The sequence below is a fragment of the Ulvibacter sp. 2210JD10-4 genome (assembly GCF_058148525.1).
Genome location: NZ_JBYVJZ010000001.1, coordinates 394,868 through 416,703, shown reverse-complemented (window position 1 = coordinate 416,703; position 21,836 = coordinate 394,868). Strand labels below are relative to the sequence as shown.

The following is a 21,836-nucleotide window of genomic DNA, read 5'->3' as shown; positions in this document are numbered from 1 at the left end:
AAGTCGTATTTTTAAAGAAACAACCTTTGTCACTGCTCTATAGAAAGAGGAAGCTCTTGTTATAAAAGACAGTAGTCATTTTAAATAAAGTGAAGATGAAAATTTTAAACATATTTCCTCTTATCATTATAACATTTTTATATGGATGTACAACAAATACTATTGATGATCTTGAGCCTGTAGGGCAAAATATTCCGGATTTGGTGACATTTCAGGATGTAAGGGCAACATTTGATAATATTTGCAGTGCTTGCCATAATGACCCTCCTCAAAATGGAGCTCCTATGCCTCTAATAACTTATGATAATGTAAAAGAAGCAGTTTTAAACAGAGGACTACTGGAGCGTATAAGCCGTAGTGAAAACGACCCCGGACTTATGCCTTTTGGCGGGCCACGTTTACCGCAGGAAACAATTGATTTAATAAAACAATGGAATACTGACGGACTTTTGGAGAATTAATACGCTTTGCTATGAAAAGACAAATTATCTTATATCTCGTACTTTTTTGCTTTACGACAACAATTACTGCTCAAAAGTATAGCACTAAAACCGGGGAGATAAATTTTGAAGCTTCGGTCCCTTCATTTGAAGAAGTAAAAGCTAAGAACACAAATGTAAGTGCAATTTTAAATGTTGATACAGGAGATTTTGCAGCATTGGCTCTTATAAAAGGGTTCCGGTTTAAAGTTGCATTGATGGAAGAACATTTCAATGAAAATTATGTTGAGTCTTCAAAATTTCCTAAAGCTACCTTTAAGGGTAAGATCAAAGATTTTGATGCTTCTTCATTGACCGAAAGTAAAAAAGAGTTTATTATTTCGGGAGCAGTGACAATGCATGGAGAAACTAAAGCTGTTGAGGTTCCTTTGCAATTACAATTACAAGACGGAGTTTTATTGGTAAGTACAAATTTTGTATTGAACCCGGGAGATTTTAATATCAAGATACCAAAAATAGTAAGTAATAAAATTGCAGAAGAAGTTATGGTTTCGGCTAACTTTTCACTTACAGATTAATTTTTAATTGATTATGAAAAAGAGAAGACTGTTTTTTTGGGTTATAATCTTGTTGCTAATAGGTGCATATTTTACATACAATTATTTGTACCAGGACCATCGTGATATTAAAACGGAAGATTCAGTCATAGAAATTACTGCAGAAGATCTGTTACAAAAGTTTAAGGATGGAGCTGCTACATCAATACTAAACAATACAATTACAGTAACCGGAACAGTTTCTCAAATAGAAGAAATGGCGGTTACAATAAACAATAGTGTACATTGTAACTTTGATGAAGGCCTTACCGGATTAAAGGATAATCAAGAAATTAAAATTAAGGGCCGTTGTATTGGTTATGATGATCTTTTTGAAGTTGTAAAACTGGACCAATCTAGTATTATTAAATAACTAAACTTATGAAGAACTTTATCTTTTTTCTATTGCTATTCCCAGCTTTAACCTTTGCTCAAGATGACCTTTTAGATGACCTTGAAAAAGACGTTACCATTGATGAAACTGTTACGGCTGCATTTAAAGGCTTAAAAGTTGTAAATTTTGAATCGACCAAACTCGCCAATAAAAAAGACCTTTATTTAGTAGTGTCACATAGATTTGGAACAGTAAAAAATGGAATTGATGATTTCTTTGGGCTTGATAATGCGGTTACTCAAATAAAATTTATCTATGGTGTAAATGAATGGTTAAATGTTGGAGTTGCCAGAAGTTCATTTCAGAAAAAATATGGGTTTCATGCCAAATACAGGCTTGTCAATCAAGAGAATGAAGGTTTTCCGGTTACCATTGTAGGGTACAATCTGGTTACTATAAACACAGCATTAGAAGAGGAACTCTTTAATAATTTTGAGTTTAGTGACCGGCTGGTATATACAACACAAGTTCTTATTTCTAGAAAGGTATCCGAAGATTTTTCAATTTTAATAGCACCTACTCATATACACGAAAATGTAGCCACACGAAGCACGGTGGTTCTCGACGATGAAAACGTTTTTACTTATGACGAAGAGAACGATCAATTTGCTGTGGGTGTAGGAGGAAGATATAAACTTACAACCCGATGGAGCATCAATGTGGATTATGGCATTCATTTAAACAGAAACGATAATTCGGTCTACAAAAACCCGCTTTCTATTGGTTTTGACCTGGAAACAGGTGGGCACGTTTTCCAAATGCATTTTACCAATGCACAGGCTATGTTCGAAGAAGGTTATATAGTTAGAGGAGAAGGAGACTGGGGAGATGGAGACTTCTTTTTCGGATTTAATCTAAGCAGGGTATTTTAGTTTTATATAATTCCCCAACAAATAACATAGATTATTAACCAATCTCAAGAAATCATGAAAAAACTATTATTTTCTTTAGTTTGCTTTGCACTTTTTACGGGCACGGCAGTAAGTCAGATCACTAATCCGCATTTAAATGATTTTAATGACGGAACCACACAAGGTTGGTCCAATGGGCCAGGCTCTCCCAACCCACCTACCAATGTAAATAATTTCTTAGAAGAAGTAAGTGCAGGAGGTAATGGAGCAGGGAGTAAATTGGCAGTTTTCAATATTGGAGCCGATATAACAGGCGATTATACAGCTGCCGGAATTCTGTCTATTGAATTTGAAGCTAAAACACCTACCAGTGATGATCTATTTTTGCGTGTTGGGATAAAAGGAGGAAGTGACGATACAGAGATCGTTACAACAGACTTTGTTACCGTACCCGGTTCCAGTGATTGGAATTCCTATTTACTTTCTCTTGTTGCAGTAGATTTTATAGTCGATGACGGTTCAAATACGATAGAAGAAACACTTGCCGATGTTAAGGAGATACGAATCCTTCATAACCCGGATCCTTCGTTTCCTGCTGATGCAATCGCAGCTACTTTGCATTTGGATAACATTAATATATCAGATACAGTACTCGGACTTAACGAAAATGCATTGTCTTCTTTGAAATTATTCCCTAATCCTGCAAAAGATTTTGCTTTAGTTACTGCTAAAGATAAAATTGACAGCTATAGGCTATATAGTGTATTAGGAGCTCTTATTGAAGAAGTTAAAGTAAATGCACTTTCTTTTGAAATAGACCTGCGTAACAGGCCTACAGGAATTTATCTGGTAGAACTGAATGCCGGCAATACAAAACAAATCCAAAAACTCATTAAAAAATAATCATTAAAAAGCCCGCTATCGAGCGGGCTTTTTTTAATTTCTGTTATAATGAGGTGACGGTTCTTCTTTAACATCTGTTATAAAATAATTGGTATCCCCCCAGAAGAAAAAAGTACCAAAACGTTCCATATAAGATAGCTTTACATATCTGCCTTGATATTCCTTTAGTTTTTCGATCACTTCTTTCTCTTTGTCCAGAACAGAAAACTGAAAGATCTGAGCACCGCTTATTCCCTGACTTATTTCTCCTTCCCAGGTTTTTGCAATAACACCTTTATGGCTAAATTTTATAAGCTCTCCGGAGCGAGTACCTTCACTATACGGTACAAAATATACAAAAGTGAAATAAAGCAGGTATAGCCCTAAAAGGCTCCCTAAGATGATGAATAATATTTTTTTCATTCTTCTAAAAATTATTCGTTCATAAATTTAACCTTCCTCTTCTTCGGCACGTTTCAATAATTTTTCGTCAATATTTTTACTGGCTTTAGCGCCAAGTTTTTTAAGACGTTCCACTCTTCTTATCAGGTTTCCTTTTCCGGTAAGTTTTTTCATCGCACTTTCATAACTCCCCTGTACGGTTCCTATTTGCTTGCCAACTTTAATGAGCTCATCGGTAAGATTGGTAAATGAGTCATATAAAGCACCGGCTTGTGTAGCAATTTCCAAAGCATTTTGTTGCTGTTTTTCATTGTTCCACATACTGTCAATGGTTCGTAATGTCGCCAAAAGGGTAGTAGGGGTAACAATGACAATGTTCTTTTCAAATGCCCAATTATATAAATTACTGTCTTGATTCACTGCAATGGCGAAAGCAGGTTCAATAGGAACAAAAAGTAATACAAAGTCCGGGCTTTCAATTTTGTAGATATCCTGATAATTTTTATCACTAAGCTGTTCAATATGCTTTTTTAAAGAAGAGATATGTTCTTTTAAAAACTGTTCCCGGTCGTCTTTATCATCTTCATTTATAAAACGTTCGTAGGCAACCAATGATACTTTTGAATCAATGATCATCTTTTTATTGTCCGGAAGATGTAAAACGACATCTGGCAGAACACGTTTTCCTTCATCTGTTGTAAAGCTGCTTTGCACAAAATACTCCCGGTCTTTTTCCAGGCCACTCTTTTCCAGGACACGTTCCAACACTAATTCCCCCCAATTACCCTGTGTTTTACTATCACCTTTTAAGGCTTTGGTCAGGTTTATGGCCTCCTTGCTCATTTGCTCGTTGAGCTCTTTTAAACCAATAATCTGTTGTCTGAGCATAGCATGACGGTCTATACTTTCTTTATGAGTATCTTCTACCTTCTTCTCAAATTTATCGATCTTCTCCTGAAGTGGTTTTAAGATACCATCCAGATTTTCTTTATTCTGTTTTGTAAATTTTTCTGACTTAGATTCAAGTATCTTATTAGCAAGATTTTCAAACTCTTTAGTAAACTTTTCCTGTAACTTTTCTACTTCTTCCTTCTGCTCACGGTTTTTTTGTTCCAGATTTTCAAAGTCTGCATTTCGCTTGGCAAGTTCCAGGTTTAAAAAGTCTTTTTCTTTTCTAATTACCTCACGTTCTTGTAATACTTTTTCAAATTGTTCATTCAGTTTTTCTTCTACCTCATTTTGTTGCTCCAGTTTTGTTTCCAACTTACTTGTTTCCCCTTTAAATTTTAAACGAGCAAACAAATTGCCTATAAAAGCTCCAATTAGCAGGCAAATAGCAGCCAGAAGTAAAAAAAGAAAGGTTTCGCTCATGAGAATATTAGTTTCCTGTAAATATACTTATTTCATCTGTTTATGCATACTGTTTTTTATAGGTCAGATGTAATTCGTTGATTATACTTTTCGGCTTGTACCGAAATTTTAACTACACTCATTTCTTAATACTGAATCGACCTGTTTTTGCATTGAATGCTATTGTTTCTTTTGGAAAGAGTGCATCAAACCGGCCAGCTTCGATCAAGTTGCAGGGTTGATCAAAATAGGTTTCTTCCGGGGCCATCACAAGCATTTTATCACTTAATTGTATCGCCAGATCAATTTCGTGAGTAGAAAATAAAATTGACTTCTTGGTTTTAACAGCTAGCTTTTTCAATAGCTTCAACACATAAGCACGATGATATAAGTCCAGATGTGTTGTGGGTTCATCCAAAATTATTAACGGAGTATCCTGTGCCAGGGCTCTTGCTATATATACACGTTGTAATTGGCCGTCACTTAATTCAAAGCATTTTCTCCGGGCGAGGGATTCGGTTTCGGTGGACTGCAATGCAAATTGTATAGCTTTTTTATCTGTTAAAGACAGACTACCCATCCAATTGGTATACGGTTGCCTTCCCAAGGAGACTAATTCCAGAACAGTTAAATTCTTCGAAGCCGGTGCTTCAGTTAAAACAACACTTAACTGGTTTGCCAATTGTAAGGTTGAATAGGAAGAGAGGGGCTTGTCTTTCAGGAATATTTCTCCGGCAATTTTCAATTGCATACAGGCAAGTGTGCGTAACAAAGTAGATTTTCCTATACCGTTAGCGCCTACCAAACCTACAAGTTCGCCTTTATGTACTGAAAAATTGATTTTTTCTGAAACAGTTGTTACTTTTCTTTTACTGAAATAGCCTATCGCCAGGTCTTTGGCTTCTAAAATAATATGTTTTCCTTCCGAAGCCATTAAAATAACAATTTACGTTTTCGCACTAATAACCAAATTACCACCGGCGCCCCTACAAGCGATGTAATGGCATTTATTGGCAGTGTATATTCAACGAACGGCAGTTGTGCTAAAGTATCGCAAATGAGCATTAAAATACTTCCAAAAAGCAAGACGGCCGGCAACAATACCAAATGATTAGAAGTGGTAAAAACCTGCCGTGTAAGATGTGGCACCGCCAGTCCTACAAAAGCAATGGGGCCAGCAAATGCAGTAATGCTTCCTGCTAAAATGCTGGTAGCAATTATTATTAGAAAAGTGGTTCTCTTAATACGAAGGCCCATGCTTTTTGCATAATTCTCTCCTAACAACAAAGCATTTAGCGATTTGCTACTCAGAAAACTCAGTAACAATCCGGCGAAACAACAAATGCTCAAAATTAAAATGCTATTCCATGATTGGTTCCCAAGACTCCCAAAACTCCAAAAAATGTATTGTTGTAACTGTTCCGCATTACTGAAATAAGAAAGTACAGCAACTACAGCTGCAGTAACACTTCCAAACATCAACCCGATTATAAGGATCGCCATGGTATCTTTAATTTTAAAAGTCACAGCCAAAACTGCCAGTAGCACCAGAAAAGTTCCTATTGCCGAAGCAATCACCAGGCTCCATTGACTTGCTAAAAGCCCTCCGAAAAAACCTCCTAAAGCGCTTGCGCCTAAAATTAAGACCGCGACACCTAAGCTTGCACCACTACTCAACCCCAAAACAAAAGGTCCTGCCAGTGGATTGCGAAACATTGTTTGCATTAACAAACCGGAAACGGCCAATCCACTGCCTGTGAGAACAGCAGTGATCGCTTTAGGCAGCCTGTAATCGATAAGAATGTATTGCCAGGATTCTTTGGAAGTAGTACCTCCAAACAGACCGGAGATCACTTCATCTATAGGTATGGAAACAGACCCCAAGCTTATATTGATCAAGAATGTTACTATTAACAGAATGATTAGCATTATAAAATAACCACGATATATTAAGGCTCTTTCCACTATTCAAGTTTAGTGAAAAAAAATAATTCATGATCAGGAAGCAGGTCGGGATGTAAAATCCTAATAATATCTTTTAAAACCAGATCAGGACGATTAGGTGCCAATTCATAATAGATCACACCTCCTGTAGCTCCTTTTTTTGTAGTAAAGCTGTAAACATTCTCATTTTTAAAAGCGTCAAACTCCTTGTAGACATTATGCGTATCTTCCAACTGTTGAAAACTTGTAAAACGTCCGGGTCCTATCCAAAAATCTACAGTTTTTCCTTTTTCCAATACTGCTTCCAGGTTTAAAGAAAGGCTACCGGTACCTTCGCTATCTTTCCACAAATAGTCACCACCGGCATCGGCAATGAACTGAGCAGCCCAACTACCTCCTTGTGGTAAATACCAGACATCACGATACATTGCGCCACTTAAAACGGTTGGTTTTTTAGAAATTTTCGAAGCTATTTCTGTAGCTAAGAGGTATTCCGTTTCAATATTTTTAAAAATACTGTCAGCTTCTTTTCCTTTATTGAAAAGAGCCCCAAAAAATTTAATCCATTCTGCTTTTCCTAAAGGAGAAACTTCGGTCCAATCCGAATTATACATTACCGGAATTCCAGTTTTTTGAATAGTCGATACTGCTTTATTATTTCCTTCAACGGCAAAAGTGACCACAACATCCGGAGATAGGTCAATAAGTACTTCGGTGTTGATATCTTCATTTTTACCAAGCTCTTTTATAGCACCTTCATCAATCATTTTCCGTGTAGTTTCAGAAGAAATATAACCTAAGTTGGGAAAGCCTATCAAAGCATCCGAAACACCTAGCATTTCTAAAGATGGGATATGTGTTGTTGAAGTTACCACGATATTAGAAACAGGAACTTCTACGACAGCATCAAATTTTTCTGAAGTATTCAGGCTATTGCCTTTTTCAAGCAAAGCATATGTAAAAGTATCTTTAGCTCCCGGCCATGGGTCTTTTAAAGTAATGGTCTTGTAACCTTCAAAATGATTGATCTCAAACCCTTTAGCATAGTTAACTATAGTTCTTTGATCACTCTTCTTAACAATAGAAGGTGACTTTTGGATTTCTTTACAAGAAGTGAATAGAATTAGAAAACTTATGAGTACTGAGAATTTTTGCATCCTCAAAAATAATGGAATTTGTTTGCTTAGCTATCAATTTAAAACCTTATTTTCGCTTTGAATTTTGGTGAAAAGATCAGAAAGATCTTTTCTTAAAAGGGAATTCGGTTAAAAACCGAAGCTGTACCCGCAACTGTAAGCCGTCCGCCTTTGGCGGATCGTACAAAACTTCAAAAACCACTGCGCAAGCGGGAAGGTTGTACACAGGCGAGCCAGGAGACCTGCCATTTTCACTATTGTCAAACTTTCGGGATAAAGGTTTGGGAAGATACATTGAGTGCCTTAGAGCATTTAAACTCTTCTTACTTTTTCCGTTTTAAATTTTTTAAAATGAAAAAACAAGTACTAGCATTATTATGTTTCTGTGTAACAGGATTTACTGTTGCTCAGGAAAATGAAAACATCGAGCAGTTAGATTCGGTGACAGTTATTACAAAAGTTCCATTAGCAAAAAAAAATAGTGGAAAAGTAATAACAAAAATCACTGCGGAAACCCTTGAGAACAGTAAAGGGAAGTCTGTAGCACAATTGGTGAATGAAGTTTCCGGGATAGAGATTAACGGAAGCCGAAGCAATGACGGTCAAAACCTTGGTTATTATGTTCGGGGAGGTAGAAATCGTCAGGTAGTGATCATGGTAGATGGGGTTCAATTAAATGATCCTTCACAAATCTCCAACGATTATGATTTGCGGCTGATTCCAACGGCATCTATTGAGAGCATAGAAATTATCAAAGGAGCTTCCAGTGTTATGTATGGAAGTGGTGCATCCACAGCAGTAATTAGTATTACTACAAAGAAAGCTTCGGAAAAACCAATTGCTGCAACTTTTACATCTACTTTGGGAACTAACAGTGCAGCCGAAGAGAATGATAGTGCGAATACTATAGAAGAATTCACCAACTTTGCTTCTTTGAATGGAACACTAAATAGATTCTTCTATAACGCAAGTTTTAGTAATCGTTTTGTCAACGGTTTATCTGCCATTGCTGCTCCGGAAGGAGAAGAACGTTTTAATGAAGATGTATTTAACCGATTCGATGGGCGTATCAACTTAGGCTATCAAATTTCAAAAAAGATTAAGATAAGCCAATTTTTTAGCTTTGATAGCTTTGAAGCTGATTACGATGATTTTGGATACATTGATGCTGAAAACAGATCCATCTCAAAACAGCTAAAACGAGGTGGACATTTTGAGTGGAAATACAATAAAGGCACTTTTGTCTTTAACGATAGCCAGACTTGGATAGAACGCGAATTCGAATCTTCTTTCCCAGCTAAATATGATTCGAAATCACATACAATAGATGCCTATTTAAACCATAGCTTTACAAAGAAAATAAGTGTATTGTTAGGAGTAAACTTTAACACAAGTAGCTTTAATTCGTATACCGTACCATTTGGAGAAACTGATTTTGTAGAAGCTGTAAATGAAGACACTGCAAAATTTAATTATGTTGACCCTTACATAAACCTGGTTTATATTTCAGATTTTGGGCTGAATATAAATGCAGGGGCACGAATGAATGTTCATAGTGTATACGATTCACACTTGGTGTACAATATAAATCCTTCGTATGGATTTGATTTTGGAAGGAATACTTTAAAGATTTTGGGTTCGTATAGTACCGCCTACATTACTCCGTCACTATTTCAATTATATGATCCACTATACGGAAACGAAGCATTACAGCCTGAAGAAAATACTAGTATTGAAGGAGGTTTAGCCTTTTCTTCAGGAAACAACTTCAGTATAAGTGCTTTGTATTTTACCAGAAATGAAGAAAATTTTGTAGACTTTGTTACAGTGGATCCTGACCTGTTTATTTTTCAGTATCAAAACATTTCAGATACATTTGATGCCAGTGGAGTAGAAGTGGAAATTTCAAAAAAGTTTGGTAAGAAAGTAAATGTTACCGCTAATTATACGAATACCCAGGCAGATGAAAGATTTACATTGCGTATTCCAGAACATAAGGCGAATGCATCCATAGGATATCAAATTAATTCGAAGTCATTTGTAGGAGTTAACTATCAATACAACAGTGAACGTGAAGATTCCTTTTTTAACCCTGAAACCTTTGAAAGTGAGGCTATAACTCTTGACAGCTATGGGTTGGTAGATATTTCTGCTTCCACGAAGATTCTAAAAAATCTTACTCTATTTGCAAATGTGAGCAATCTGTTGAACGAAGAGTATGAGGAATTGTATAGATACCAAACCCGCGGACGAAATATTAGGGGAGGTTTTACTTTAGAGTTTTAGGCTGCCTTATTAGTAATTATTGGGATGACAAGTATCATTAAAGATACTTGTCATCCTTTTTTTTGATTCAAAAGGATACAAAAACTATTTTTCGACTACCATTAATTGATAAAGAAGTGAAGAAGCTTTACTTTCCGAAATCTCTTCCAGTACATTAAAGTTGTTTCGCAATGGAACAGGAGCAGGAATAATATCATTTAAAGCTGCAGCAAGGAAAGGCTCATTCGTATCACCTAATACGCCAAGGTTGCTGTAATCTTCATTTAGTTCTATTGCCGGAGTAAGCCCATTTACAAAATCTGTATTTCCTGTTGCATTTGCTGTTTTAAATACAAGAGGAAGCATCGCATATGTATGACCTGGATTGGCCTGACTTCTACTAAACCCGGGAGCAGGAGCATCATATAATAAAAAGGATGCTTGAAATTTCCCTGTGGTCGTTCCACCAACTTGTATCACTTGAATGTACGGGTTTAATCCGTTAATGACCAATTCACTGGCTGAAGCAGATCTACTCGTAGTAAGAATATATACTCTGGTTAAATTCAGGCTGTTAATAGCTTCGCCTGTACTTAGACTAGTATTAAAGACTCCCGGGTTCGCATATTCATCCTGCCGATCTTCATTCCATATTTCAGTATAAAAAAGGTCACCAGCAAATTGCCCGGTGATCATGCTGGACAGGTCTTGTGCTGTACGTACTGAACCGCCACCATTATAACGTAGATCCAAAATAAGGTCAGTGATTCCGTCTGCCTGAAACTGCCCGAAAGCTGCATTCAATTGTTGATTGAAGTCCGCGGTAAAAGCATTGTACATTAAGTAACCGATCTTTTGTCCACTTACTGTTAGGGTCTTAGCAATGTGAACAGGATTTTCGGTGACTTCTGCTTTAGAGAGTGTAACTGACTCTCCTGTAGGAGTTACTGACTGTCCATCGTAAGTAGCAAGCCCAATAGTATAGCTGTTAGGAGCAAAAAGCTCATTGAAATTATTTTCTGTAATTTGCTGGCCATCAATCGTATTGAATATAATACCTCGCTGTAGTCCTTCCGAAGCAGCACTTGTATTAGGGATCACATAGCGAACATATCCAAAAACGTTTCCACTTCCATCAGGATAAAGTACTACACCATATTCCATCCCGTTATTAAGGGTGATGCCATTTAACTCATTTTCCAGTTGAATATAATTATCTACCAATATGCTGAAACGATCCTGGGATGATATTAAAAAATCAAATAAAGTTTCGGGAGAATCAAACGTATTTAAAAAGGTATCCAGTTCACTTTGGTTTGCAAATGCATCATTAGCAAGTTCGGGAGTATCTGCTTTGTATAAATAAAAGAAATTAAGAGCGCGGTATATGAAATTTTGAATATCTACTGTAGATGCAACTTGCAGGTTGTCATCTCTGTCTTCAAAACAAGAGGTAAATGTAATTGAAATGGCTAAAAGTAGTAGGAGAAGGTTCTTTTTCATAATATTTTTTAAACGGAACATAACTTGTAAACCCCTAAAGTATATACATTATTGTAAAACATCAACTAAATTGTAACAAAATTTTGAGTACCTCGTCGTAATTAAAGAACGGCATAGCAATTGCAAGTTCACTAACCACCAGACTAATGAAACAAAAGGAGTTCTTAACAACCGTATTACCTTTTAAAGATAAGCTTTACAGGCTTGCTAAGAGGCTCCTTGTATCTAGTGAAGAAGCTGAAGATGCCGTTCAGGAAGTTTTTTTGAAATTATGGAATGGGAAACAAAAAATTAAAAACTATAAGAATCCCGAAGCATTTGCCATTACAATGACGAAGAATTATTGTTTGGACCGACTAAAATCGAAACAAGCAGGTAATTTGAAAATTGTACACAGCAATTATCAGAATTCTGAGAATATTGAGAAAGCTGTTGAAGCAAATGATGGAGTTAGTTTGGTTTTTAAGATAATGGAAACCCTGCCGGAACAACAAAGGATGATCCTTCAGCTTCGGGATGTTGAGCAATTTGAGTTCGCTGAAATTGCCGAGATGCTAGAAAGCAATGAAACAGCGGTTCGCGTAGCATTATCACGCGCCCGGAAAACAGTAAGAGAACAATTAATAAAACAGTACAATTATGGAGTTAGCTAATATAGAAACCCTATTAGAGACCTATTTTGAAGGTAACACTACACTTGATGAGGAAGCCACCCTTCGTAATTATTTTACGGAGAATGACGTAGCACCGCATCTGGCAATGTACCAACCACTTTTTGTGGGCCTGGAACGCGCAAGTGAAGAAGTTTCAAAACAGGAAGTTGTGCTACCACAAACATCATTTCAATTAAATCAGTGGTGGTATGGTATAGCAGCAATGTTAGTAGTTGGTGTAACTATTGGAAGTTTTATGTTCTCACAGCCTCAATTGACGCAAGAAGAAAAAGAGGCGATAGCTGCTTTTGAAAAAGCAAAGGAGACAATGCTATTGCTTTCTGAAAACCTTAATAAAGGCACTTCCAGTATAGCGCATTTAAATGAATTTTCTAAAGGAACGTCAACAATATCACATATCAATCAATTCACAAATAGTAAAAACAAAATTTTAAAATAATCTTAAATACAGACACATGAAAAAGTTAGCAATTTTAATAGCAATCATATTCGCACCAATGGTTACATCTGCTCAAACCTTTGACTCTTTTGAAGACGAAAAAGATGTAAGCTCGGTGATAGTTACCAAAAATATGTTCAAGTTATTGAGCAAAATAGATTTGGAATCGGATGACCCTGAAGCTCAGGAATATATGGAGCTGGTAAACAATCTTGATAATATTAAGGTGTATACTACAGAAAACCCTGAGGTTGCCCAGCGAATGAATAGTGCTGTGGCAAATTATGTTGGAAAAACCAAAGACTTAAGCGAATTAATGCGCGTAAAGGATGATGGTAAAAACATAAAGTTTTACTCTAAAGAAGGGAAGAATGAAAACTTTGTGAGCGAATTATTAATGCATCTTAAAGGAGATGTAGATGGTAAGGAGATGACCGTAATTATGAGCATTACCGGAAACATTGACCTAAAGAAGATCTCTAAGCTTACACACGACCTTAAGGTTCCTGGTAGTGAGCAACTAAAGAATATTGAAAAGAAAAAATCATAACTATGGTACTCTTAAAGTATATAACTGCGTTAGCCCTTGCTGCCCTTGCTTTATACGGGTGTAGTAATGAGCAATCCCTGCAACGATATTTAGTAGACAAGCAGGATGATAATAACTTTGTCAAGGTAGACCTTGCAACAAGCCTTTTACAAAGTGAAAGTGCAAACTTTTCAAAAGAAGAGATGGATGTCCTAAACACGGTAAAGAAAATAAACGTGGTGGCCTATCCAATAAAAAACGGTAATACAGCTGAGTATGAAGCTGAAAAAACCAAAGTGAAAGAGATCATTAAGCAAGAGAAATACAAAACACTTATGAAAATGGGATCCAATACCAAAGGAGCTACCTTAAAATATTTAGGTGAAGAAGATGCTATTGATGAGTTGATCGTATTTGCAAGTGATAGTGAAAGAGGATTTGCTGTATTTCGCTTATTAGGAGATAATATGCGCCCTGATGAAATACTAAAGCTAATGAACTCTATTGATAGAGGTGATATTGATGCTTCTAGGTTGAAAAGTATAGGTGACCTGTTTGATATGGGTTCCGGTAGTTTTTAGTTAATGATATTTAAAAACAAAAAAAAGACTCCATTTTGGAGTCTTTTTTGTTTTCTGGAAATATCAATACACTATATTCCTGTATAATTTGAAGGAGTTATCTTTTGCATTTCATCTTTTATTACTTCCGAAACGTCCAGAGTTTCAATAAAATCTGCAATAGATTTTTGTGTAATAGCAGCATTTGTACGAGTCAACCCTTTAAGGGCTTCATATGCATTTGGATATGCTTCCCTACGCAAAATAGTCTGTATGGCCTCCGCAACTACCGCCCAGTTATTTTCAAGGTCTTCCGCAAATTTGGATTCATTCAGTAATAATTTATTCAATCCTTTTAGTGTAGACTGAAATGCAATAATGGTATGTCCAATGGGAACACCTATGTTTCGCAGTACAGTGCTATCTGTTAAATCTCGCTGTAAACGACTTACAGGAAGTTTTGCGGACAGATGTTCAAATATAGCATTGGCGATTCCCAGATTTCCTTCACTGTTTTCAAAATCGATGGGATTCACTTTATGTGGCATCGCAGAGGAGCCTATTTCCCCTTTTTTGATCTTCTGTTTAAAATAATCCATAGAAACATATGCCCAGATATCACGATCAAGATCAATCAAGATTGTATTGATGCGTTTCAGACTGTCAAATAAAGCAGCCATATGGTCATAATGCTCGATCTGTGTAGTAGGGAAAGAATGGTGTAACCCTAACTTTCCTTGCACAAATTGTGTTCCAAATGCTTTCCAGTCTATAGCAGGATATGCAACCTTATGCGCATTGAAATTTCCACTGGCACCTCCAAATTTCGCCCCGCTTTTTATATCATTTAACAGGTCAAATTGCTCTTCCAGACGTACAACAAAAACTTCTATTTCTTTCCCCAGACGAGTTGGGGAAGCCGGTTGCCCGTGTGTTCTGGCAAGCATAGGTATATTTGCCCACTCAGTGGCCAGTTCCTTTAGTTTGTCTTTTACTGCAAATAGTTGAGGCACGTATACTTCATTGATAGCGTCTCTGAGCGAAAGAGGAATAGCTGTATTATTAATATCCTGAGAGGTGAGACCGAAATGTATGAATTCTTTGTATTGCTGAAGTCCCAGGACATCAAACTTTTCTTTAATGAAATACTCTACTGCTTTTACATCGTGATTAGTTACTTTTTCGATATCCTTTATATGGAGAGCATCCTGTACGGAAAACTCCAAATACAAATTCCTTAGCTCCGAAAACAAGCTCTTATCAAAATCTGCTAACTGGGGTAACGGAAGCTCTGTCAAAGCAATAAAATACTCAATCTCTACCTGAACACGATACCGTATGAGGGCTTCTTCAGAGAAGAAAGGAATAAGCGATGCAGTTTTGGAGGCATATCTGCCGTCTATAGGTGAAATAGCCTGTAATGCGTTGGTAGCCATACTAGAAATTTTGAAAGTGCAAAGATACTATTTATCACAAGAAGAATAAAGCATAGCTTTCGAAGATTTACCTCTTAATTTTACTCAGGATCTTTTTACCTCTGGATTTGTAACCAGCACTTCCTGAAGGAATATTTCGTTCTAATATTTGAACCAATTCTTCATGGATCCAGTCAAATTCTGCCCCTAAATAATACAAACAAAGCATTGCACGTGCCTGACAGGCAATTTTTTGGTCGGTAATAAGCCAGTCAAAGGAGCGTTCGACCATAATTTCTTTATGTGTTGTATTTAGTGTTTTGAGCAACAAAGGATCTTTTTTCTTATAATATTGAGTGCAGATCATTTCACAGATATGTGATAGAGGTCGTACAGATTGATGTTTATATGCGCCAGGCAGGTTTTTGAAGAAAAAATCGAAATGAGGATAGAGTAATTCCAAATTTTCCAAACATACAAATTCCAAAGACCAATTGGCTTTATAAGATATGTCATCATCATTCTTAAAGCAATACTTCAATAGCTCCGGAATACTTTCAGGATGTTCCAATATCCATACCGCAGCTCCGTATCTATTCTTTCTATAGGCTTTGTCATAATTTATTTTCTGAAATAAGGCGGAATTCATATCAAATGGTCTTTATAGCGGTAATCGCTTTTGGAACTCCTGTGGTTGCTTTTTCAGCAAAAACAGTGATTCTTTCCGAAGAAGATATTGACGGATTGGGGTCTACAAAATATACTGGAGCACGCAATGGAGCATATTGTATCAAACCGGCTGCCGGATAGACCTGCATTGATGTGCCTACGATTAAAACAGCATCGGTTTCCGAAATCAATTGAATAGCTGTATCCATCATAGGAACTGCCTCGCCAAACCAAACAATATGTGGACGTAATTGATGTTTGTATTCACAAAGATCTCCTACGTTGAGGTCATTTCTCCAATCCATAACCAGACTTTCATCAAACGTACTGCGTACTTTTAATAATTCTCCATGTAGATGAACCACATGGTTACTCCCGGCACGTTCATGCAGGTCGTCTACATTCTGGGTAATAATAACCACCTCATGTTCTTTTTCAAGCTCAGACAAAGCAATATGTGCCACATTAGGCGCTACCTGCAGCAATTGCCTGCGGCGCTGATTGTAAAAATCCAGAACCAAAGCCGGATCATTTGCAAAACCTTGTGGAGAAGCTACTTTCATCACATCATGCCCTTCCCACAGGCCGTTGCTGTCACGAAAGGTTTTAAGTCCGCTTTCGGCACTCATTCCCGCTCCGGTAAGAACTGCGATCTTCATTATTAGTAATTTTTTATCTTCGTTTTAAAATTACTTATTTCCATTGGATTTACAACTTTTTGAATATTTACAATCATTACTTACTGAACGCCGCAAAGATCTTTTCAAAAAAGTATTATCTCAGCGCACACGACATTTTACTGTTGTAACCGAAGATGTCTACCAGTTGCATAATACCAGTGCCGTAATGCGTACCTGTGATATTTTTGGTATACAGGACCTGCATGTTGTGGAAGAATTGGAAAGTAAAAGAATAGACAAAGAAATAGCGATGGGCGCACAAAAATGGGTCGACTTGCATCGCTATGATACTATTAATGATTGTATTTCGGTCATGAAAGAGAAGGATTATCAGATTATAGCAACTACACCTCATAATGATTCTTCTTTGCTACAGGACTTTGATGTCACAAAAAAGAGTGCTTTTTTCTTCGGAAAAGAAAATGACGGATTGAGTGATGTGGTCATGCAACAAGCAGATACTTTTTTAAAAATTCCAATGTATGGTTTTACGGAGAGTTTGAATATTTCGGTTTCTGTGGCGATCATTCTTCAGCATGTGGTCACCAAATTGAAAGATACCGAAGTAGACTGGCAACTTTCTGAAACAGAAAAGCTGGAAATAGAAATGATCTGGACACAAAAAACCATTAAAAGTTCAGCAGAGATCATCGAACGTTATAACAAAGAGAAAAATTTGTAGATTTATAAACCTAATTTAAACCTTACCAATATGATATTTCTTTACATTCTTTTAGCAATTTTGGCCCTTTTGATCATTCTGGTACTTGTGGCTCCAAAGAAGTACAATGTACATAGAAGCATTACAGTTAATAAACCCGTATCGGAAGTCTATCAATACCTCATGCATATCAAAAATCAGGACCATTGGTCACCCTGGAAAAAAAGGGACCCGGGAATGAAACAAACTTTTACCGGAGAAGATGGTACCATAGGATTTATTTCGCGATGGGAAAGTGACCACAAAAATGTAGGCCATGGAGAACAAGAGGTTTTAGCTTTGGACGAAAATAAAAGAATAGATACTGCTTTACGTTTTCTAAAACCTTGGAAAAGTGAAAGTAATGCATATATGGAAACCCATGAAGATGGAGGTGGAACTAAAGTCGTTTGGGGATTTTATGGCACTCACAAGGTTCCAATGAATGTGATGATGATGTTCTTCAATATGGATAAGGCAGTTGGAAAAGATTTTGAAGAAGGGTTGGATACATTAAAAAAAGTACTGGAAAACTAATTAAGACATTAATAATATGAAACAAAATATGGTGGCCTGGTTCGAGATTCCTGTAAATGATATGGACCGAGCCAAAAAATTTTACGAAGAAGTATTTGCCATAGAGATCACAGTACAGGATTTCCAAGGCATACTAATGGGCTGGTTTCCCAGTGCGGGAGAAGCACCGGGAGCAGAAGGTGCTTTGATACAACAGGAAAGCTACATACCCAGCCAGGAAGGGACATTGGTATATTTTAATTCTGAAGATGTACAAACCGAATTGGACAGAGTGACGAGTGCCGGGGGAAATATTCTACAGGAAAAAACAATGATCTCACCGGAACACGGTTACATGGCAGTACTAAAAGATACCGAAGGGAACCGGATTGGGTTGTATTCTAACTAGTAAGTATGCAACTCGTCTTTGCGACCCACAATCAAAATAAATTCAAAGAAGTAAAAGCTTTACTACCTTCTCATTTGGAGCTGCTCAGCCTTACAGATATTGGTTGTCATGAAGACATTCCCGAAACAGCAGATACAATCGAAGGCAATGCAGCCTTAAAGGCTTCCTATGTAAAAGAACATTACGGTTATGATTGTTTTGCAGATGATACAGGCCTGGAAGTTGTGGCCCTGAACAATGAACCCGGAGTGTATAGCGCACGCTATGCCGGACCGGGAAATAATGCGGAAGCCAATATCAACAAGTTGCTTTTTAACCTAAAAGGAAAAGAAGACCGAACTGCCCGCTTTAAAACTACGATCGCCCTTACCTTAAACGGCATCACTAATTTATTTACAGGGATTTGTGAAGGAGAGATCACAGAAACACTACGCGGCGAAAAAGGATTTGGGTATGATCCGGTTTTTCAACCCAAGGGCTTTACTGAAACCTTTGCAGAAATGACACTCCTTCAAAAAAGCGAGATAGGGCACCGTGGAAAAGCAATGAGGCAATTGATTGTGTACCTTTCAGAATGATTATACCTTTCCGGCAATTCATAAAAAACTCCCAAAACAACTCCTAACTGAATATAAAGAGTATCTTTGCCGCTTGAAAATCCTCAGGGTGAGGTAGTACTGCAAGAAGTGATAAGGTTTATTTGTCGTGTTTGCTTCAGTAAGTACAAATAAACTTTTAGAAAATCATATGTCTACATTTAAATCGTTAGGCCTAGACGAGAATTTACTTCAGGCCATTACCGATATGGGTTTTGAAACCCCTTCGGAAGTACAAGAAAAAGCAATTCCAATCCTTTTACAGGAAGAAACCGATATTGTTTCTCTGGCACAAACCGGCACCGGAAAAACTGCAGCATTCGGATTTCCGATGTTACAAAAGATTGACGCGGATAGTCGCACCACACAAGGCTTGATACTGTCGCCTACACGTGAGTTGTGTATGCAGATCACGAATGAATTAGTAAACTATGGAAAGTATATAAAGGGCTTGAATGTAGTAGCTATTTATGGAGGAGCAAGTATTACAGATCAAGCCAAACAGGTTAAAAAAGGTGCACAGATCATTGTAGCCACACCGGGACGAATGAAAGATATGATCGGTCGCAGAATGATCGATATCTCTAAAATTGAATACTGTGTCCTTGACGAAGCCGATGAGATGCTGAATATGGGATTCTATGAAGATATTACCGAAATACTTTCACATTCTCCAAAAGATAAAAGCACATGGCTGTTTAGTGCCACCATGCCAAAAGAAGTAGCTTCGATCGCCAAAAAATTTATGCACAAACCTATTGAAATTACAGTAGGTTCTAGAAATGTGAGTACAGATAGTGTGTCTCACGAATACTATTTGGTGAATGCCCGTGATCGTTATTTGGCACTAAAGCGATTGGCAGATGCGAATCCAGATATCTTTTCGGTGATATTTTGCCGTACAAAACGAGATACACAAAAAGTAGCCGAGCAACTCATTACAGACGGTTATAGTGCCGGTGCTTTACATGGAGATTTAAGTCAGAATCAGCGAGATATTGTGATGAAATCTTTCAGAAACCGTCAGATACAAATGTTAGTAGCAACAGATGTTGCGGCCCGGGGGATCGACGTAGATGATATTACTCACGTTATCAACTATCAGTTACCCGATGAAATTGAAACCTATACCCACCGTAGTGGCCGTACAGGACGTGCCGGCAAGAGTGGAGTTTCCATGGTGATCGTTTCTAAAAGTGAAGTAAGAAAGATTGGTTCAATAGAGAAAAAGATTCAGAAGAAATTTGAAAAGAAAGACATTCCGGGTGGAATGGAGATCTGTGAAGTACAATTATTTCATTTAGCGAATAGTATTAAGAATACAGAGATCAATCACGAGATCGATATGTACTTGCCTAACATCAATGAAGTACTTACCGATTTCAGTAAAGAAGAATTGATCAAAAAAGTATTCTCGGTAGAGTTTACACGTTTCTATAATTACTACAAGAATGCAAAGGACCTTAATGCTTCTGGTGGTAGTGTAGATTATTCAGAGAGTGATCATAAAGATACAGTGCGTTATTTCATAAACATTGGTGGGAAGGATGATTTTGACTGGATGAGTTTAAAGGATTTCTTACGTGACCTATTAGAATTAGGGAAAGACGATGTTTATAAAGTTGACGTAAAGGACAGTTTCTCATTCTTTAATACAGATACCAAACACCAGGAACTGGTGATGGGTGTTTTTAATGACTTTAAACTTGACGGAAGAAATATTTCCATAGAGATATCTAAAGACAGAGGAGGTCGCGGAAGAGGCGGTGGAAGAGGAAGAGGAGATCGTGACAGAGGCCGCGGAGGTCGTGACAGAGGCCGTGGAGGTTTTAAAGGCAAAAGCGGAAGTGATAAAGGAGGCTTCAAAAAACGCAGTAGCGGGTCTGGAGACGATCGTCCAAAATTTGCAGGTAAAAGCCGTAGAAGAAGCGAAAAACCTCAAAATAGTGGAACAGGAGGAAAACGTCGTCGTAGAAATTAAATAAATTTTGGTTCAGGTTAAACTTTGGCATGAAATTAACGTCTATATTATGTATTTTTATGCCATATAAGTTGCTATGAAAAACCTACTGTTATTTTTACTATTGATCGTTTCGGTGACCGCCTGGTCACAAGAATCCCTTGTACAACCTCCTTTAATTAAAGGAAAGGTGCTCAATGATGCTAATGATGTTCCATTGGAAAATGTGAATATTGTGAACCTGAATAGTGTTGTTGGGGCTACAACCGATAAAGAAGGAGATTTCGAGATTCGAGCTATTGTAAACGATACGCTCTATTTTAGTTACCTGGGCTTTAAATCGATTAGAGTACGGGTAACCAATGACTGGATGAAGTTTGGAGAGATCAAGATCAAAATGACCGAACTGGGTATCGCTTTGGAAGAAGTGGTCGTACGTCCGGTGCAATTGACAGGTTATGTTGAAGTAGATGCAAAAACGATCCCTATTTATGATAATTACCGTTATCGGATTAGCGGAGTCAATACAGGTTACGAAGGAGGGAACCAGCAGCCCGGTGCTGTCAATAAAGTGCTGAGTGCTATTTTTAATCCGGCGGATTTTCTCTATAATGTTTTTGGCAAACGGCCGAAACAGATGCGAAAATTGCGTAAAATGAAGGAAGATGACGAGATTAGAAACCTGCTGCAAAGTAAGTTCGATCGGGAAACCCTCATGGCGGTATTGCAATTGGAACGCGTAGATATAGATGAGATACTCAATAAGTGTAACTACTCAAAAGACTTTATAAATACTGCGAACGACCTGCAAATACTGGATGCTATCAGCGAATGCTACGAAGAGTACCGGGTATTGAACAGGGATAAGAAGTGATTATTCTTCAAAACAAGCTTTTAGATCTAAATTATTGATGCCTTTATAAGAA

At 37.3% G+C, this 21,836-nt stretch carries 25 protein-coding genes and 1 riboswitch; of the genes, 16 read left to right on the top strand and 9 right to left on the bottom strand.

The genetic code is table 11. The features are described from left to right. Positions 1–95: 95 nt before the first annotated feature. From ACY2RT_RS02085 to ACY2RT_RS02065, 5 genes are read left to right on the top strand one after another with little or no spacing between them, the layout of a single operon-like run. The gene (locus tag ACY2RT_RS02085) at positions 96–461 is read left to right on the top strand and encodes a hypothetical protein (RefSeq protein WP_490154213.1); all 366 of its coding nucleotides are present in this window, start codon (positions 96–98) and stop codon (positions 459–461) included. A gap of 11 nt (positions 462–472) precedes the next feature. Continuing rightward, complete coding sequence (locus ACY2RT_RS02080) at positions 473–1,018, top strand: YceI family protein (protein WP_490154212.1); 546 nt, start codon at positions 473–475, stop codon at positions 1,016–1,018. Positions 1,019–1,031: 13 nt separating this feature from the next. Next, positions 1,032–1,409, top strand: coding sequence for an OB-fold protein (locus ACY2RT_RS02075; protein WP_490154211.1), 378 nt, complete (start codon positions 1,032–1,034; stop codon positions 1,407–1,409). 8 nt (positions 1,410–1,417) lie between these two features. Further along, a complete protein-coding gene (locus ACY2RT_RS02070; RefSeq protein WP_490154210.1) occupies positions 1,418–2,302 on the top strand; it encodes a DUF5777 family beta-barrel protein in 885 nt (294 codons plus the stop codon). A gap of 54 nt (positions 2,303–2,356) precedes the next feature. Beyond that, positions 2,357–3,184 (top strand): T9SS type A sorting domain-containing protein, encoded by an 828-nt coding sequence (locus ACY2RT_RS02065; protein ID WP_490154209.1) that lies wholly within the window; start codon positions 2,357–2,359, stop codon positions 3,182–3,184. Positions 3,185–3,217: 33 nt separating this feature from the next. Here ACY2RT_RS02065 and ACY2RT_RS02060 read toward each other — a convergent pair whose 3' ends face one another. The 5 genes from ACY2RT_RS02060 to ACY2RT_RS02040 all read right to left on the bottom strand — a co-directional run bounded on the left by ACY2RT_RS02060 (position 3,218) and on the right by ACY2RT_RS02040 (position 8,016). Next, positions 3,218–3,586, bottom strand: a complete 369-nt coding sequence (locus ACY2RT_RS02060; RefSeq protein WP_490154208.1) for a 6-phosphogluconate dehydrogenase — start codon at positions 3,584–3,586, stop codon at positions 3,218–3,220. A gap of 27 nt (positions 3,587–3,613) precedes the next feature. After that, positions 3,614–4,936 (bottom strand): DNA recombination protein RmuC, encoded by a 1,323-nt coding sequence (locus ACY2RT_RS02055; RefSeq protein ID WP_490154207.1) that lies wholly within the window; start codon positions 4,934–4,936, stop codon positions 3,614–3,616. Between the two features lie 118 nt (positions 4,937–5,054). Then, positions 5,055–5,849, bottom strand: a complete 795-nt coding sequence (locus tag ACY2RT_RS02050) for an ABC transporter ATP-binding protein (RefSeq protein WP_490154206.1) — start codon at positions 5,847–5,849, stop codon at positions 5,055–5,057. After that, positions 5,849–6,844, bottom strand: a complete 996-nt coding sequence (locus tag ACY2RT_RS02045) for an iron chelate uptake ABC transporter family permease subunit (protein ID WP_490154923.1) — start codon at positions 6,842–6,844, stop codon at positions 5,849–5,851. Before ACY2RT_RS02045 ends, ACY2RT_RS02050 begins: the two co-directional genes overlap by 1 nt. 35 nt (positions 6,845–6,879) lie before the next feature. Continuing rightward, positions 6,880–8,016, bottom strand: coding sequence for an ABC transporter substrate-binding protein (locus ACY2RT_RS02040; protein WP_490154205.1), 1,137 nt, complete (start codon positions 8,014–8,016; stop codon positions 6,880–6,882). Between the two features lie 48 nt (positions 8,017–8,064). Then, a riboswitch (cobalamin riboswitch) is annotated at positions 8,065–8,259 on the top strand. Between the two features lie 87 nt (positions 8,260–8,346). Here ACY2RT_RS02040 and ACY2RT_RS02035 point away from each other — a divergent pair. Then, on the top strand, positions 8,347–10,281 hold the full coding sequence (locus ACY2RT_RS02035; RefSeq protein ID WP_490154204.1) for a TonB-dependent receptor plug domain-containing protein: 1,935 nt from the start codon (positions 8,347–8,349) through the stop codon (positions 10,279–10,281). An 84-nt stretch (positions 10,282–10,365) separates the two neighbouring features. On the opposite strand, the gene ACY2RT_RS02030 is transcribed toward ACY2RT_RS02035, so the two are convergent. After that, the gene (locus ACY2RT_RS02030) at positions 10,366–11,763 is read right to left on the bottom strand and encodes a S41 family peptidase (protein ID WP_490154203.1); all 1,398 of its coding nucleotides are present in this window, start codon (positions 11,761–11,763) and stop codon (positions 10,366–10,368) included. 146 nt (positions 11,764–11,909) lie between these two features. On the opposite strand from ACY2RT_RS02030, the gene ACY2RT_RS02025 reads away from it, so the two are divergent. The 4 genes from ACY2RT_RS02025 to ACY2RT_RS02010 are packed head-to-tail and all read left to right on the top strand — an operon-like array spanning position 11,910 to position 13,986. Beyond that, positions 11,910–12,416, top strand: coding sequence for an RNA polymerase sigma factor (locus ACY2RT_RS02025; RefSeq protein ID WP_490154202.1), 507 nt, complete (start codon positions 11,910–11,912; stop codon positions 12,414–12,416). Then, complete coding sequence (locus tag ACY2RT_RS02020; protein WP_490154201.1) at positions 12,403–12,876, top strand: PG0215 family putative anti-sigma factor; 474 nt, start codon at positions 12,403–12,405, stop codon at positions 12,874–12,876. Before ACY2RT_RS02025 ends, ACY2RT_RS02020 begins: the two co-directional genes overlap by 14 nt. A gap of 16 nt (positions 12,877–12,892) precedes the next feature. Further along, a complete protein-coding gene (locus ACY2RT_RS02015) occupies positions 12,893–13,426 on the top strand; it encodes a DUF4252 domain-containing protein (RefSeq protein WP_490154200.1) in 534 nt (177 codons plus the stop codon). A gap of 2 nt (positions 13,427–13,428) precedes the next feature. Next, positions 13,429–13,986 carry a DUF4252 domain-containing protein gene (locus ACY2RT_RS02010; RefSeq protein WP_490154199.1) on the top strand — a complete coding sequence of 186 codons (558 nt, stop codon included), beginning with the start codon at positions 13,429–13,431 and terminating at the stop codon, positions 13,984–13,986. A gap of 71 nt (positions 13,987–14,057) precedes the next feature. Here ACY2RT_RS02010 and purB read toward each other — a convergent pair whose 3' ends face one another. From purB to ACY2RT_RS01995, 3 genes are all read right to left on the bottom strand, one after another. Further along, a complete protein-coding gene (purB, locus tag ACY2RT_RS02005) occupies positions 14,058–15,401 on the bottom strand; it encodes an adenylosuccinate lyase (RefSeq protein WP_490154198.1) in 1,344 nt (447 codons plus the stop codon). A 67-nt stretch (positions 15,402–15,468) separates the two neighbouring features. Further along, the gene (locus ACY2RT_RS02000) at positions 15,469–16,029 is read right to left on the bottom strand and encodes an adenylosuccinate lyase (protein WP_490154197.1); all 561 of its coding nucleotides are present in this window, start codon (positions 16,027–16,029) and stop codon (positions 15,469–15,471) included. Position 16,030: 1 nt separating this feature from the next. Then, complete coding sequence (locus ACY2RT_RS01995; protein WP_490154922.1) at positions 16,031–16,711, bottom strand: SIR2 family NAD-dependent protein deacylase; 681 nt, start codon at positions 16,709–16,711, stop codon at positions 16,031–16,033. 40 nt (positions 16,712–16,751) lie between these two features. On the opposite strand from ACY2RT_RS01995, the gene ACY2RT_RS01990 reads away from it, so the two are divergent. From ACY2RT_RS01990 to ACY2RT_RS01965, 6 genes are all read left to right on the top strand, one after another. Continuing rightward, a complete protein-coding gene (locus ACY2RT_RS01990) occupies positions 16,752–17,411 on the top strand; it encodes a TrmH family RNA methyltransferase (RefSeq protein ID WP_490154196.1) in 660 nt (219 codons plus the stop codon). A gap of 30 nt (positions 17,412–17,441) precedes the next feature. After that, the gene (locus ACY2RT_RS01985) at positions 17,442–17,966 is read left to right on the top strand and encodes an SRPBCC family protein (protein ID WP_490154195.1); all 525 of its coding nucleotides are present in this window, start codon (positions 17,442–17,444) and stop codon (positions 17,964–17,966) included. Positions 17,967–17,982: 16 nt separating this feature from the next. Continuing rightward, positions 17,983–18,354 (top strand): VOC family protein, encoded by a 372-nt coding sequence (locus ACY2RT_RS01980; protein WP_490154194.1) that lies wholly within the window; start codon positions 17,983–17,985, stop codon positions 18,352–18,354. Between the two features lie 5 nt (positions 18,355–18,359). Beyond that, on the top strand, positions 18,360–18,932 hold the full coding sequence (locus ACY2RT_RS01975) for a non-canonical purine NTP diphosphatase (RefSeq protein ID WP_490154193.1): 573 nt from the start codon (positions 18,360–18,362) through the stop codon (positions 18,930–18,932). A 169-nt stretch (positions 18,933–19,101) separates the two neighbouring features. Next, positions 19,102–20,931, top strand: a complete 1,830-nt coding sequence (locus ACY2RT_RS01970; protein WP_490154192.1) for a DEAD/DEAH box helicase — start codon at positions 19,102–19,104, stop codon at positions 20,929–20,931. A 76-nt stretch (positions 20,932–21,007) separates the two neighbouring features. Further along, positions 21,008–21,784 carry a carboxypeptidase-like regulatory domain-containing protein gene (locus ACY2RT_RS01965; protein WP_490154191.1) on the top strand — a complete coding sequence of 259 codons (777 nt, stop codon included), beginning with the start codon at positions 21,008–21,010 and terminating at the stop codon, positions 21,782–21,784. Positions 21,785–21,836: the final 52 nt, after the last annotated feature.